Raw genomic sequence first — 13,556 nt, forward strand, 5'->3', positions numbered from 1 at the left:
GGCCAGCGACCGATGCGGCGGCGGGGGGCGATCGAGCGGGACTGGGCTGGAGGGGGTTACTTCAGCGTGTCCGGGGACTCCTGTCGTTGGGGAGCCCGCCCGCCGTCGGCGTCGAACGGGGAYAAAGCGCGTGTATTGCCCATTGGCCCGCGCCCTCGGCGGCTGGGACTGGTYGGAAACGACCGGGACCGGGTCCGGCTAAGCCTCAACAGGGCTGCCCACCGGATGCTGGCGGATAACGATGGCGCGGAGCGGTCGGCTTCGTCGAAACGGTATTCATTCAAAGATCTCCGGACGTCGTCCGGCGCTCCGCGACCCTTTCCATCACCTCAGCGGATTTCCGCGTGAGAGCGAGAGATCGTGCCCGCTAACACTTGCCCCCACCTGGCGGCTTCGCCGCCTGTCCGCCCCCCATAGGGGGCGGAGCTTTCGCGCCGAGCCGTCGCCTATGGCAGGGGCCGCGGCTTCCGGTCCTCGCCGATGGCCACGAAGGTGAAGACGCCCTGGGTCACCTTGTGGGCCTGCTCGCCGTCGCGGCGGCGGCGCCAGGCCTCGACCTCGACCTTCAGCGAGGTGCGGCCCACGTGGACGACCTTGGCGAACAGGCTGACCTCGTCGCCGACGAACACCGGGCTGATGAAGGTCATGCCGTCGATGGCGATGGTGGCGCAGCGGCCGGCCGCGCGGTGGAAGGCGATCGAGGCCGCCGCCAGGTCCATCTGCGACAACAGCCAGCCGCCGAAGATGTCGCCTTCGGGGTTGGTGTCGGACGGCATGGCGATGGCCCGCAGCACCGGGGCCTCGTGCGGCCACTCGGCGGCCTCCCAGGCCTTGGCCAGGGATTCGGCGCGCTGGGCCGTCGGAACGGTTTCAGTCATGGAGACGCGGACCGCTTAGTGGCCGCCGGAGCCTTCGTAGACCCCCGGGGCCAGTTGCTCGTCCTCGTCGTGGCCGGCGGCGGTCGAGGCCACGAAGCGGCGGTCGCAATAGGAGCAGTCGACGAAGCCGGCCGCGCCCATCTCCAGCCAGACGCGCGGGTGGCCCAGGGCGCCGCCGACGCCGTCGCAAGCGATGCGGTGCGAGCGGACCATGATCGTTTCGGGCGCGGGACCGGCGCCGACGTCCAGGACAGTCGGCTCCATCGCGGTGGGAGCGGTGGTCTTGGCCTTGCGCGCCATGTTCGAAAACCCTTGAAATCCAGACGCGGCCTTGGCGTGGCGGCGATGCAGGCATACCTATGCGACCTGTCGCGGCGCCGTCAATTCGCGCGGCGTGTTCCTTTTCCACATCTGGACGCTCCATGGACCTGCCCGCGTACGCGATCGAAGCCGAAGGCCTGTTCAAGACCTATCCCGCCAGCAAGACCGCGCCCGAGAAGCGGGCGCTCAACGGCATCGACCTGAAGGTGCCGCGCGGCTCGATCTTCGGGCTCCTGGGGCCGAACGGGGCGGGCAAGTCGACCTTCATCAACATCCTGGCCGGCCTGACCCGCAAGTCGAGCGGCACGGTGCGGATCTGGGGCCGCGACATCGACGAGCGGCCGCGTGACGCCCGCGCCGCCATCGGCGTGGTGCCGCAGGAGCTGGCCGCCGACGTCTTCTTCACCCCGCGCGAGTCGCTGGAGGTGCAGGCCGGCTTCTACGGCGTGCCCAAGAACGAGCGCCGGACCGCGGAGCTGCTCAACGCCCTGGGCCTGGGCGACAAGGCCGACGCCTATGTCCGCCAGCTGTCGGGCGGCATGAAGCGTCGCCTGATGGTGGCGAAAGCCATGGTCCACCAGCCGCCGGTGCTGATCCTCGACGAGCCGACCGCCGGGGTCGACGTCGAGCTGCGCCGCCAGCTGTGGAGCTATGTCACCGGCCTGAACCAGCTGGGCGTGACCATCGTCCTGACCACCCACTACCTGGAAGAGGCCCAGGAACTCTGCGACCAGATCGCCATCGTCAATCGCGGCGAGGTGGTCGTGAACGAGCCGACGGCCAAGCTGCTGAGCCGCATGGACATCCGCAACGTGGTGGTCACGCCGGAGGAGCCGGTGACGGCCGCGCCGCTGCTGCCGGGCTTCGAGACCAAGCTGCGTGGGGCCGGGGCGTTCTCTGTCTCGTACAGGACGGGCCAGTCCAGCGTGGAGCAGGTGCTGGCGGCGGTCCGCGCCGAGGGCCTGAAGATCAAGGACATCGCCACCGAGGACCCGGACCTGGAGGACGTCTTCGTGTCGCTGACCTACGGCGATCCGAACGCCAAGGATCCGCTGAAGACGTAGTCGTGGCTCACCCCCTTGCCCCCACCTGACCGCTTCGCGGTCTGTCCGCCCCCATAGGGGGCGGAGGACGCGCGCACCGTCCTCTTCCCCCTCTGGGGGAAGACGGCCGAAGGCCCGTAGGGGGCAAGTGGTCGCCGCTAAGGCAGAGCCTTCACGAACGCCCGGACCACCGTCGCCGAGTTCTCCGCCGCGAACTTCAGGAACACCGGGAACTGGTTGCCCGCCGGATCGCCGCCGGCCAGGTCCGACAGGCTGCGGAAGGCGATGAACGGGGTGTTGTTCACATAGGCCACCTGGGCGACGGCGGCGCTTTCCATGTCGAGCACCCGAGCCCCGAACACGTCGTGGGCGTATTGCCGGAAGGCGGCGTTGTCGACGAACACCGGGCCCGAGCCGCCCACCCCGCCGACCACCACCTTGGGCGGCTTGGTCAGGCACTGGTCGGCGGCGCAGCGCTTCAGGGTCAGCCCCTCGACGCTGCGGCGGGCCAGGTCCAGCAGGGCCGGGTCGACTGGGAATTCCTTCAAATCTTCCGGCTTGGCGGGATCGCGGGTCACCGTCACGGCGCGCGGATGCATCATGCCGAAGTTCGCGCGGCCGTCGGTCAGGCCCGGCGTCGGGGCGAAGCCGCCGGGGACCTCGCGGGCATAGGCCATCTCGGACGATTGCACCCAGCGCTCGGGGGCGACCACGTCGCCGACCTCCAGCGCCGGATCGGCCCCGCCGGCCACGCCGGAGAACACGATCCGTTCGATCTTGAAGCGGTCCAGGGCGCTCTGGGTGGTCATGGCGGCGTTGACCATGCTGATGCCGCTGAGGAACAGCACCACCGGCTTGCCCTCCAGCGTGCCGGTGACGAACCGCGTGCCGGCGGCCGTGTAGGCGTGTTTGTCGGAGGTCGCCGCCTCCAGCGCCGCCATCTCCGGCGGAAACGCGCTGATCACCGCCGTGCGCGGCTTGGCGTCCAGCAGGTCGGCGGCCAGGGCGGGGAGCGGGGCGCAGGCCAGGATCAGCAGAGATAGAAGGAGGCGCATGGGCGGCTTTCGAACAGGGGCGATTCGCCGGCACCCTAGCCGCGGTCCCAGCCCGGAGGCGAGGCTTCGAGCCGTCTTCGCCGTGCGAAAGGCAAGGATCGGGCGCCGCCGCCTCGTGCGGGCGCACCGCGAACCCGCTTCGGTGCTCGTGGCGATCCCCGATTGCGTCGCGGGCCGCATCGGTGGAGGTTCACCGCCGGATTTCTGGTGGGGCCTGGCATGCGCGCTTTGTGGTTTCGGATCGTCCTGGCGCTGAGCTTCGCGCTCGGCCTTGGCCTGACCTCGGCCCATGCCGCCCCCTCGCTCGGCAAACCCCTGCCGATCAAGGTGGTGGTCGTCACCACCTTCGAGATCGGGGCCGACACCGGCGACTTCGCCGGCGAGTTCCAGCCCTGGGTCGAGGCCTGGCCGCTGAAGCACGAGATCCGCATTCCCGGCGTCCGCCACGTGGCCCGCTATTCCGACGACGGCGTCCTGGCCATCGTCAGCGACATGCGCGGCCGCACGCGCGAGAGCGTCGCGGCCCTGATCCTGTCGGACCAGTTCGACCTCTCTAAGGCCTACTGGATTGTCAGCGGCATCGCCGGGGTCGATCCCGCCGCCGCCTCGGTCGGCAGCGCCGCCTGGGCCCGCTACGTGGTCGACGCCGATCCGATCTACGAGGTCGACGACCGCGAGATCCCGGACGGCTGGCCCTACGGCCTCTATTCGAACGACGCCGAGCGCCCCAACGTGAAGGGCAAGGCCGAGGGCTCCAGCGCCATGGTCTGGACCCTGGACCGGGGCCTGGTCGACTGGGCCTACGCCCTGACCCGCGACGTCAAGCTGCCTGACTCTCCGGCTCTGCAAGCGGTGCGCGCGCCCTATGTGGGCGACCCGGAAGGCCAGCGGCCGCCGTTCGTGCTGCAGGGCGACGCCCTGGGCACGGTGCGCTTCTGGCACGGCCACAAGCGCACCCAGTGGGCGCGGGACTGGGTCAAGCTCTGGACCGACGGGGCCGGAACCTTCACCATGACCGACTGCGAAGACCAGGGAATCCTCGACGTGCTCGACGTCTACGCCGCGTCCGGAAAGATCGACCGCAAGCGCGTCCTGGTCCTGCGCACCGGCAGCAACTATTCGCGCGCGCCGCAGGGGCGGACCAGCCTGCCCCACGTGTTCCACGAGGACAGCCTGAAGGCCAGTTTCGACTCCGCGTTCCGGGTCGGCGGCGTCGTGGTGCGCGAACTGACCGACCACTGGGACCGCTACGCGTCCGAAATCCCCACCGCCGCCCCCCTTGCCTCCAAGTCCGGCCGGAGCCGCTAAGCCATGCTCGAACGCCTCTTCGGCCTGAAGGCCAACGGAACCAACGTCCGCACCGAGGTGCTGGCCGGCGTCACCACCTTCATGACCATGGCCTATATCGTGGTGGTCAATCCGGCGATCCTGGGCGAGGCCGGCATGCCGGTGGCCGCCGTGGCCGCCGCCACCTGCCTGGCCGCCGGCTTCGGCTCGATCCTGATGGGGCTGATCGCCAACTACCCCCTGGCCCTGGCGCCCGGCATGGGGCTGAACGCCTATTTCACCTACACCGTGGTCAAGGGCATGGGCGTGCCATGGGAAGTGGCCCTGGGCTGCGTGTTCCTGTCGGGCGTGGCCTTCCTGGTCCTGACCCTGGTGGGCGTGCGCCAGATGATCGTCGCGGCCATCCCCAAGCCCTTGTTCTCGGCCGTCGCGGCCGGGGTGGGGCTGTTCATCGCCTTCATCGGCCTGAAGGAAGCGGGGATCATCGTCGCCAACCCGGCCACCACCGTGGCCCTGGGCGACCTGACCACCCCGACCGCCGCCGTGGCGATCATGGGCCTGATCCTGATCGCCGTGCTGCAGGCCTGGCGGGTAAAGGGCGCGATCCTGATCGGCATCCTGCTGGCCACCGCCGCCGGCTGGGCCCTGGGCCTGGCCAAGATCGCGCCGGCCACCTCCAGCCTCGCCGACCTGACCGCCACGGCCTTCAAGATGGACGTGCCGGGCGCCTTCAACCTGCAGGGCGGCCTTGGCCTGGCCCTGCTGGAGATCATCTTCGTCTTCCTGTTCGTCGACCTGTTCGACAATGTCGGCACCCTGGTCGCGGTGACCAAGAAGGCCGGCCTGCAGGCCCCCGACGGCTCGATCCCGCGCCTCAACCGCATCCTGCTGGCCGATTCCGCCGCCACCATGGTGGGCGCGGCCGCCGGCACCTCCACCGTGGTCAGCTATATCGAGAGCGCCTCGGGCGTCACCGCCGGCGGCCGCACCGGCCTGACGGCGGTGGTGGTCGGGATCCTGTTCCTGGTCACCCTGTTCTTCGCGCCCCTCGTCCAGGCCATCCCGGCCGCCGCCACGGCCCCGGCCCTGATCCTGGTGGGCGCGCTGATGGTCGGCTCGCTGGTCGACGTCGACTGGGCCGATCCGACCGTGGCGATCCCGGCCTTCCTGACCCTGATCACCATTCCGCTGACCTTCTCGATCGCCAACGGCCTGGCCTTCGGCATCACCAGCTACGCGGTGCTGCGCCTGCTGACCGGCAAGATCGGCAAGGGCGACTGGCTGCTGCTGATCCTGGCGGCGCTGTTCGTGGTCCGCTTCGTCTATCTGGCGAAAGGCTGACCAGAACCAACAAAGACCCGTTTGCGCCAGCGCGGCCTTTCGGCTAAGACCGCGCTTCCGCAAGGCGGAAGCACCCGTAGCTCAGCTGGATAGAGCGTTGCCCTCCGAAGGCAAAGGTCACACGTTCGAATCGTGTCGGGTGCGCCAAATTTTGGCATTTCTCCTTATAAATCAAACGCTGGATTGGCCGGGCTTTCGCGCCCCGTCCCAACTGCTCCACATCGGTGCTCCACACCGCCGGCGCTCGTCCCGCGCAAGCGAGTGATAGCTAAGCCGCCCTCCAGGACGCGGCTCGACCAGCGCGTCAGGCCAAGCTCGACGAAACGGATGCGCGAGCCGATCGGTCCCTCGCCCAGGCGGATCACCTCGGCGCTCAGCCGGGGCTTGGTGGTCGCGACCACGATGTCCGCATCAGGCGCGCCGCGCGCCAGGGCGATTGCGATCGGCAGGCTGTGCGCGACCTGATGGATCCGGGCGTGGTTGAAGAGGAACCCGATGTGCGTGTTGGTCACGCGTGCGCCGCGGCGTGCTTATGCCTGCCGAACGTGCTCCGAAGGCGCTGCTCCAAGTCGTCGATCAGGGTGAATACGACCGGCACGACGAGCAGGCTGAGCGCGGTCGAGGTCAGCAACCCGCCTATCACCGCGATCGCCATCGGTTGGCGAAAGCTGGCGTCGGCGCCGAAGCCCAGAGCGATCGGCGCCATGCCCGCGATCATCGCCACGGTGGTCATCACGATCGGCCGGGCGCGCTTGTGACAGGCGTCCATCAACGCATCGAAGCGCGTCAGGCCTCGCTGCGTCCTCCCGACGATGGCGTACTCGACCAGCAGGATCGAATTCTTGCTGACGACGCCCATCAGCATCACGAGGCCGATCATCGATGGCACGTTGAGTTGGCTGCGGGCCACCAGCAAGGCGACGACGGCGCCCCCGACCGCCAGCGGTATGGCCGACAGGATGGTGAGGGGTTGCATGAAGTCCTTGAACAGCAGGACCAGCACGCAAAACACGCAGAGCAATCCGACCACCAGCGCGGTGACGAAGCCGGAGATCAGGTCCCCGGCGAACTCCGCTTCGCCCGCCGGACTCAGCGCGACGCTCGACGGCATGGTGCGAATCGAGGGGAGCGCGTTCGCCGCCGCCACGGCGTCTCCCAGGGCCATGCCGTTCAGGTCGGCCGACACCGTGACGTAGCGTTGACGGTCGTACCGGTCGATCTTCGAAGGTCCGCTCTCGACCGACACATGAGCTACGCTTGCCAACGGAACCGGTCCCTCGCGGCCAGGCACGCGCAAGTTAGCGAGGGTGTTCGGGTCGCGGCGCGCCTCGTCGGGAAGCCTGGTCCGGATATAGACTTGGCGGTTGTCGAGGTTGAGGCGCGCCACTTGGGCGTCGAAGTCGCCGCTTGTGGCTATGCGGACGACATCGCCGATGTCGCCGGCCGTGACGCCTTGCTCAGCGGCCCGCTGCGGGTCCGGGCGAATGATGATCTCGGGCCGCTGGAGACTGGCGGTCGATTGGACGTTCGACAGGCTGCCGACGTTGCGAAGTTCACGCTCGAAGGTCTGGGCGGTCGCTTTCAGCGCTCTTGCGTCGTCGCCGGCGAGCACCAGTGCGAGCTTGCCATCGCCGTCGCCGCCTACGGTGAAGCGTGCGCCTGGAATAGTCGCCAACCCGGATCGGACGGCGGTCTCGATCTGCGATTTCGACGGTCGTTCCATGGCTGGCGCGAGGATGAGGGTCAGGGACGCGCGGCGGACTTCACCCGCCGCGTCGGCGTCCATCCCCTGCGAGCCTTCGCCAACCGTCGTGAAGACGCTCTTGATCCCCGCGATCTCCTTCAGGGTGGCGCGGGTCTCCTCGGCGACCGCTAGGGTCGTCCTCAGCGGCGTCCCCGGCGGAAGCTCGATCGACAGCGAGGTTTCCCCGCGATTGTCGACGGGCAGGAACCCGGCTGAAATGAGGGGCACAAGGGCGAACGAGCCGACGAGAAAGGCGGTCGCCGCGCCGATCGTGATCTTGCGATGGGCGAGTCCCCAGCGGACGGCGGACAGATACCACCGCATCACCCCTCCATCGGCCCGTTCAGGCGGTGGGTCGCCCGTCAGCATGTAGACCGCCATCATCGGCGTCAGCACCCGGGCCACGAGCAGCGAGGCGAGCACCGCGATCACGGCCGTCCACCCGAACTGCCTGAACAGCAGGCCTGCGACGCCGGTCATCAGCGCGGTCGGCAGGAAGACGACCACGAGGCTCATTGTGGTCGCCATCACCGCCAGGGCGATCTCGGTAACGGCTTCCTCGGTCGCCTTGACGATCGGTTTTCCCATGCGTCGATGCCGCTCGATATTCTCGACCTCGACGATCGCGTCATCGACCAGGATGCCGACGATGACCGCCAGGGCGAGCAGCGTCAGGGTGTTGAGCGAGAAGCCGAACACCTGCATGGCGGCGAAGGTGGGCAGGATGGACAGCGGCAAGGCGGCGGCGGCGACCAGGGTCGCGCGCCAGTCCCGTAGGAACAGCCAGACGACCAGCACCGCGAGGATCGCGCCCTCGTAGAGCATCGACATCGATCCCTCGTACTGCTCGCGGGTATATTCGACGGAGCCCGATATCCGGGTCAGCTTCAGCGCAGGATCGCGCGCCTCGAGCTGCTTCAACGCCGCCACCACCTCGCGCGCCACCTTGGTGTCGTCGGCCCCCTTGGCGCGGTAGACCGAGAAGCCGATGGCGGGCTTGCCGTCGAGCAACGCCGCCTGAGTGCGCTCGCCGGCGCCGTCGCGCACACTCGCCACCTGACCTAGCAGCACGTGGCGCCCTCCCGACAGGGGTATGGGCAGGGTCTCCAGCGCCGACGCCTGCTCGACAAGGGCGACGGTTCGGATCGACTGTTCCGCGCCGCCAAGTTGCCCGCGCCCGCCGGACGACTGCTGCTGGACCTGCCGTAGGGCGCGCGAGACATCGCCCGCGGTCACGCCCAGGCTATCGAGGCGGGCAGGGTCGACCTCGACGCGCACCTCGCGCTGCACCCCGCCGGCCCGATCGATCCGGCCGACGCCGGGGACGGCGCGCACCGCCTTGGCAAGCTTGTCGTCGATGAACCAGGAGAGCTCCTCGTCGCTCATCCGCGACGAGGCCACCGAATAGACCAGCGTCGGCTCCGCCGCGAACTCGGTCCCGGCGGTGACGGTCGGCGCCAGCAGGTCATCGGGCAGGTCGGATCGTACACCGTCGACGGCGTCCTTGGTCTGGATCAGGGCGTCAGACAGCGGCTTCTTCAGGTCGAAGGAGGCCTGGATACTGACGAGACCGTCGGTGATCGACGTGGTCACGTGCTCAAGCCCGTCGAGCGCGGCGAGCGAGTCCTCGATCGGGCGCGCCACCTCCGTCTCGAGCTGGGCCGGCGCCGCGCCCGGCAGCGCGGCCGAGATGCTGACCGTGGGCAGGGCGAAGTCCGGGAAGTTCTGGATCGGCAGGATGAGGAAGCCGCGAATGCCTGCCAGCGTCAGCAGGACGAACAGGAGGATGGCGGGGATCGGGTTGCGGATCGACCAGACGGCGAAGTTCATGACCGAGCCTTCCGCTGCACGGAGACGCGTACAATGTCGCCGTCGTCCAGGAAGCCCGCGCCCTGGAGGACCAGCCTTTCCGCGCCGCTCAGGCCCTCGATGATCTCGACCGCGTCGCCGCGCCGACGGCCCACCGTCACCCGGCGCAGGGCGACCTTCTGGGTTTCCGTGGTGTCGGTCATCTCCACGACGTAGCTGCGGCCGTCGTGGATGACGACGCATTCGGCCGGGACGATCAGGGCTGAGCCCTGGCCGACGACGATGTCGCCCTTGGCGTACATCCCCGCCCGCGCCGGACCGGCGGCTCGGATGTCGGCATAGACGAGGCCCATGCGCGACGAGCCGCTCAGCGACGGCGCGGTCTGGCGGATCATCGCTTCGGCATGGGAGCCGTCGGGAAGCTCAAGGACCGCCGATTGTCCCGGGCTCACCCTGGCGAGTTGTTCGGCGGTCAACTCACCGCGCCACTCCAGCCGGTTCCGCAGGATCAGGCGGAACAGCTCTTCGCCGGCGGGCGCCACGGCGCCGAGCGTTGCGCTCCTTGCGCTGATCACGCCATCATCGGGCGCCACGATGGCGGTGTATTGGAGCTCGAGCCGCTTGGCGGCCAATCGCGCCGCCGAGGTCTTGGCGTCCGTCACCAGTTGCAGCAGGTCCTGCTCGCTGATCCCGCCGCTGGCTTGAAGCTCGAGCCCACGCTTGCGATTGGCCTCGGCCTGCTCGTAGGCGGCGACCAACTGTCCTTCCTCGGCGCGCAGCAAGGCGGGATTGAGCCGGGCGAGCACCTGTCCCCGCCTGACCTGGTCGCCGACATTGGCCCGCACCTCGACCAGCTGATAGGCGCCGATCTGCGTTCCAACGATGGCTTCCTGCCACGGCGCGATCGCGCCGGATGCCGACACGGATATCGGCCAGATCGATCGTTGCGGTGTGCCGACGGTGACCGTCAGCGCCGGGACAGCGCCCTTCGGTGCAGCCGGGGCGCCGCCGGACTTCAAAAGCAGAGCGGCGCCAGCCACGCCGAGCACGGCCGCCAAGGCGAGCGCCCCGATAAGGTTGCGTCGCGTCTTCCGCGGGGGCGGGTACGGCGCGGAGGCGTGGCGCGGGGCGCGCCGGATCGCCACGATCTGGGTTTTCGCGAAGGTCATCCGTGTCGGTTCCTGGTCTTTGTTGGCGACGACCGCGCTGGGGCGACGATCGAGTCGAGCTGGGTTGGAGGAGCCCTCCACGCCGGTCCGGTTCGACGCACGAGTTCGACCCAGGCTCGAGCCCGGTCCGTGGCCGCGGTGATGGCGTCTTCCTGGGCTCGGTTGAGTTGGCGGCGCGAGTCCTCCAGTTCGAAGAGGGCGATCGAGCCGGCTCGCCAGCGGGCTTCGTTGGCGCTGAAGGTGAACCGCGCCGCCTCGACCGCCTCTCGCGAGGTTTCGACTCTCGCGGCCGCTGACTGCTGCGCCGCCAGGGCGTCCTCGATATCCCGGGCGGCGGCGCGCAGGGTCAAGGCGAGCGTCGCGACGGCTTCGCGGTAGCCGGCCTCCGCGCCTTTGACGTTGGCCGCGCCGGCGCCGCCGTCGAACAGCGGAAGGGTGAGGTCGGTCCCGAGGGAGTTGGATTCATAGGACGAGCTGGCGCCGAGGACCCGCAGCCATTGGCCGCTTAGCGCCGCTGCGAGATTGATACGGGGAAGCCGTTCGGCGCGCGCGACGCCGATCTGCGACCATCGCGCGGCCACTTCGCGCTCGGCCGCCACGACGCCGGGATGCACGGCGAGGACGGAGGCAGGCAGAGTTGGGGTAAATGGCGGAGCGGAGGGCGTCAGAGCGGCGAAATCGGGGCTGGCCGCCGCCCCCCGGCCAGCGGCCGGCGTTGTCGGATTGGGCGGCAGCAGGGTTCTGATCGCGGCGGCGTCTAGGCCGCTCAAGGCGACGAGCGCATCGACGAGGCGCAGGCAAGACTCATGCTGCGCAATTCGCTCCGTTCGGGCGGAGGCCAGATTGCTCAGCGCCGCCGCCGCCGCAACCGGAGCCACGGCGCCATAGGCCAAGCGGGCGCGGGTGATCGACAATTCCACCTCGCGCGAGGCGATGTCGCGGTCGCGGACGGCGAGTGAGTAGTCGCATCTGCGAAGCCGCAGCACGGCGTCGGCGATTTGCGCGACCATCGACAGGCGGGCGTCCTCGGCCTCGGCGGTGCGCGCATCCAGCCGGCTGTGGGCCGCCAGGGTCGTCTCGCGGACCCTGCCCCAGAGGTCGAGTTCCCACGACAGGCTCGGCCCGATACCCGCCGAGGTTTGGCGTACGGTGTCGCCACCCGAACCGGCGCCGTCCCGCGACCGCGAGCCGCTGGCGTTCAGGTCGACCTTGGGCTGGCGCCGCGCACGTTCAAGCGTCAGCGCGGCTCGCGCCTGATCGACTCGGGCCGCCACCTCGCCAAGGGTTGGGTTGTCGCGCAGCCCAGCCGCCACCAGGTCGTCGATCGCCGGGTCCTGGAGCAGGGTCCACCACCCATCACGATCAACAATCGTGGGCGTAGCCGTCAGCGGCGGTCCGGCCGCGGCGTTCGCCCAGGCGCCGGGCGTCACGAGCGGCGGGCTTTGATATGCAGGCTGGGTGGCGCACGCGCCGAGCAACGCGAGGGGCGCGAGCGCGAACCTCGCAACACATCTTGGCATTTCAGGGTCCTACTCGCCTGGGACGCCCATCGAGGGGGCCCGGCTGTCGTCATTGATGAGCGGCAAGCCGAGCCCTTGCCCCCGCGCGCCGCGAGCCCTCGTCGCCTAGTGACATTGAGTCGACCAGCCGCGAGCGGATGTCGGGCTAAGGGTTGATCGACTCCGCGGGCTTGCCCTTCGGCTTGGCGCCTTTTTGAGCGCCCTTGTCGGTCCAGCCCGGAGGCATTCCAAGATTGCCCCCGACGAAGCCGACCACCCCCGAGCCGCGGCCATAGGCGTCACAGTCGACGTCCTTCTTGCCGCCAAACTTGGGGAGCGCCATGCGCGGCATGCCGCCGAAGGGCGTTTCCCCGGTCGTGAGGAGTTCGCTGAAATTGCCGCCGAAATCCGAGGCCAGCTGATAGGCGTCCCCAACCTCGGATATGGTCGAGGAACTCAAGACGTAGCTGGCGCCGCGCGACCAAATGATCGCCGCTTCTTGCGTGCCCGCCGGGTTCAGCGCCTCGGCCTCGATCGTGAGGCTGCCCACCCCAAACGGGACGCGTGGACTGAGCCCCGGAACACTGCTCAGCGCCGAGGGAACAAAACCCACGACGAGAGAGGCGCCCGCCGCCAGCCTGTTCGTCGTTCCGAGGTGGGTGATTGTCGCCTGCACGCTCAGATCGGCGGGGCCAACCGGGTCAACCACATCAAGTCGCTTGCTCAACCCCTCGCACAGAGCGCGATCGACCCGATTGGCGACCAGCTCGCGATCCTTCTCCCAAAGACCCGACCCAATGTCGTGCGCGAAGCGCGTGGGCGCAATTCGCACGGTCTTCGCGGCCAGGACGTTGTCCTTGTTCACCAGGAGCTGCGATTTTGTTTGAACGCCGTCCGAGGGCGCGAGGCCTTCATACGACGTTAGCGATCCGCTGCGGGTCGTCGGCGCCGAAGCGCAGGCCGCCAAGAGCACCAACGGGACCAAGGCGCAGGCCGCCACCAGGGGCCGCCCCCCCTCGACGCGACCGCTTCGCCCAATAAATTTTTCCCTGTGGAAGCTGTAAATCACACAATAGCCCAGCGGGTTACCTGCCGGGATCGGGGATTTTAGCGATTGAGCGCTATCGCTAGACTTAAGATGCATGTCGGTCTCCGTTTGGCCCCGACCGCAACCTTGAGCCCCAATCTTTCGCCAACCTTTCAGGTCACAAATAACCGCCGCGTCAGCGCGCCTCGCCTTGCWGGCGACGCTATCTCGCTCGTCCAAGATAGGAGGGCCGGTCTTCCTGGCGCCGTCGTATCGTCGCGCCGGGAAGGCCCCAAGAGGGTGACGTACCGAGACAGTTGGCGCCCTAGGACCAGTGCGGCCCAAGGGAACTCCGGGCTATGTCGCGGAGCCGTAACCAAGCC

11 protein-coding genes and 1 tRNA gene are annotated in these 13,556 nt (G+C 68.9%); 4 read left to right on the forward strand and 8 right to left on the reverse strand.

Annotation, left to right across the window (positions count from 1 at the left end; genetic code table 11):
- Positions 1-446: 446 nt before the first annotated feature.
- Entirely contained in the window at positions 447-878 is a 432-nt protein-coding gene (locus AC1DYP_RS15185; RefSeq protein ID WP_477047024.1) for an acyl-CoA thioesterase, read from the reverse strand.
- A gap of 15 nt (positions 879-893) precedes the next feature.
- Positions 894-1,178 (reverse strand): zinc-finger domain-containing protein, encoded by a 285-nt coding sequence (locus tag AC1DYP_RS15190; protein ID WP_477047025.1) that lies wholly within the window; start codon positions 1,176-1,178, stop codon positions 894-896.
- A gap of 122 nt (positions 1,179-1,300) precedes the next feature.
- Here AC1DYP_RS15190 and AC1DYP_RS15195 point away from each other — a divergent pair, with 122 nt between their 5' ends.
- On the forward strand, positions 1,301-2,263 hold the full coding sequence (locus AC1DYP_RS15195; protein WP_477034577.1) for an ABC transporter ATP-binding protein: 963 nt from the start codon (positions 1,301-1,303) through the stop codon (positions 2,261-2,263).
- A gap of 137 nt (positions 2,264-2,400) precedes the next feature.
- On the opposite strand, the gene AC1DYP_RS15200 is transcribed toward AC1DYP_RS15195, so the two are convergent.
- On the reverse strand, positions 2,401-3,297 hold the full coding sequence (locus AC1DYP_RS15200) for a 5'-methylthioadenosine/S-adenosylhomocysteine nucleosidase (RefSeq protein WP_477047026.1): 897 nt from the start codon (positions 3,295-3,297) through the stop codon (positions 2,401-2,403).
- 219 nt (positions 3,298-3,516) lie between these two features.
- Here AC1DYP_RS15200 and AC1DYP_RS15205 point away from each other — a divergent pair, with 219 nt between their 5' ends.
- The 3 genes from AC1DYP_RS15205 to AC1DYP_RS15215 all read left to right on the forward strand — a co-directional run bounded on the left by AC1DYP_RS15205 (position 3,517) and on the right by AC1DYP_RS15215 (position 6,072).
- Positions 3,517-4,605, forward strand: coding sequence for a purine nucleoside permease (locus tag AC1DYP_RS15205; RefSeq protein ID WP_477047027.1), 1,089 nt, complete (start codon positions 3,517-3,519; stop codon positions 4,603-4,605).
- 3 nt (positions 4,606-4,608) lie between these two features.
- Positions 4,609-5,925: an NCS2 family permease gene (locus AC1DYP_RS15210; protein ID WP_477034580.1), complete on the forward strand. Its 1,317-nt coding sequence runs from the start codon at positions 4,609-4,611 to the stop codon at positions 5,923-5,925.
- Positions 5,926-5,995: 70 nt separating this feature from the next.
- Positions 5,996-6,072, forward strand: a tRNA-Arg gene (locus AC1DYP_RS15215).
- A 17-nt stretch (positions 6,073-6,089) separates the two neighbouring features.
- Here the strand turns inward: AC1DYP_RS15215 and AC1DYP_RS15220 are convergent.
- The 5 genes from AC1DYP_RS15220 to AC1DYP_RS15240 form a co-directional block, all read right to left on the reverse strand.
- On the reverse strand, positions 6,090-6,437 hold the full coding sequence (locus tag AC1DYP_RS15220; RefSeq protein WP_477047028.1) for a hypothetical protein: 348 nt from the start codon (positions 6,435-6,437) through the stop codon (positions 6,090-6,092).
- On the reverse strand, positions 6,434-9,499 hold the full coding sequence (locus AC1DYP_RS15225; protein ID WP_477047029.1) for an efflux RND transporter permease subunit: 3,066 nt from the start codon (positions 9,497-9,499) through the stop codon (positions 6,434-6,436). The genes AC1DYP_RS15220 and AC1DYP_RS15225 overlap by 4 nt, the downstream gene beginning before the upstream one ends.
- Entirely contained in the window at positions 9,496-10,647 is a 1,152-nt protein-coding gene (locus AC1DYP_RS15230) for an efflux RND transporter periplasmic adaptor subunit (RefSeq protein WP_477047030.1), read from the reverse strand. The genes AC1DYP_RS15225 and AC1DYP_RS15230 overlap by 4 nt, the downstream gene beginning before the upstream one ends.
- Positions 10,644-12,167: an efflux transporter outer membrane subunit gene (locus tag AC1DYP_RS15235; RefSeq protein WP_477047031.1), complete on the reverse strand. Its 1,524-nt coding sequence runs from the start codon at positions 12,165-12,167 to the stop codon at positions 10,644-10,646. Before AC1DYP_RS15235 ends, AC1DYP_RS15230 begins: the two co-directional genes overlap by 4 nt.
- 145 nt (positions 12,168-12,312) lie before the next feature.
- On the reverse strand, positions 12,313-13,290 hold the full coding sequence (locus tag AC1DYP_RS15240; RefSeq protein ID WP_477047032.1) for a DUF3313 domain-containing protein: 978 nt from the start codon (positions 13,288-13,290) through the stop codon (positions 12,313-12,315).
- Positions 13,291-13,556: the final 266 nt, after the last annotated feature.

It is taken from the genome of Caulobacter sp. P1_D6 (assembly GCF_056406095.1).

Bases quoted from the DNA above. Each gene is read 5' to 3' on its own strand.
- AC1DYP_RS15185 (WP_477047024.1), bottom strand. From the start codon at position 878: ATGACTGAAACCGTTCCGACGGCCCAGCGCGCCGAATCCCTGGCCAAG.
- AC1DYP_RS15190 (WP_477047025.1), bottom strand. From the start codon at position 1,178: ATGGCGCGCAAGGCCAAGACCACCGCTCCCACCGCGATGGAGCCGACT.
- AC1DYP_RS15195 (WP_477034577.1), top strand. From the start codon at position 1,301: ATGGACCTGCCCGCGTACGCGATCGAAGCCGAAGGCCTGTTCAAGACC.
- AC1DYP_RS15200 (WP_477047026.1), bottom strand. From the start codon at position 3,297: ATGCGCCTCCTTCTATCTCTGCTGATCCTGGCCTGCGCCCCGCTCCCC.
- AC1DYP_RS15205 (WP_477047027.1), top strand. From the start codon at position 3,517: ATGCGCGCTTTGTGGTTTCGGATCGTCCTGGCGCTGAGCTTCGCGCTC.
- AC1DYP_RS15210 (WP_477034580.1), top strand. From the start codon at position 4,609: ATGCTCGAACGCCTCTTCGGCCTGAAGGCCAACGGAACCAACGTCCGC.
- AC1DYP_RS15225 (WP_477047029.1), bottom strand. From the start codon at position 9,499: ATGAACTTCGCCGTCTGGTCGATCCGCAACCCGATCCCCGCCATCCTC.
- AC1DYP_RS15230 (WP_477047030.1), bottom strand. From the start codon at position 10,647: ATGACCTTCGCGAAAACCCAGATCGTGGCGATCCGGCGCGCCCCGCGC.
- AC1DYP_RS15235 (WP_477047031.1), bottom strand. From the start codon at position 12,167: ATGCCAAGATGTGTTGCGAGGTTCGCGCTCGCGCCCCTCGCGTTGCTC.
- AC1DYP_RS15240 (WP_477047032.1), bottom strand. From the start codon at position 13,290: ATGCATCTTAAGTCTAGCGATAGCGCTCAATCGCTAAAATCCCCGATC.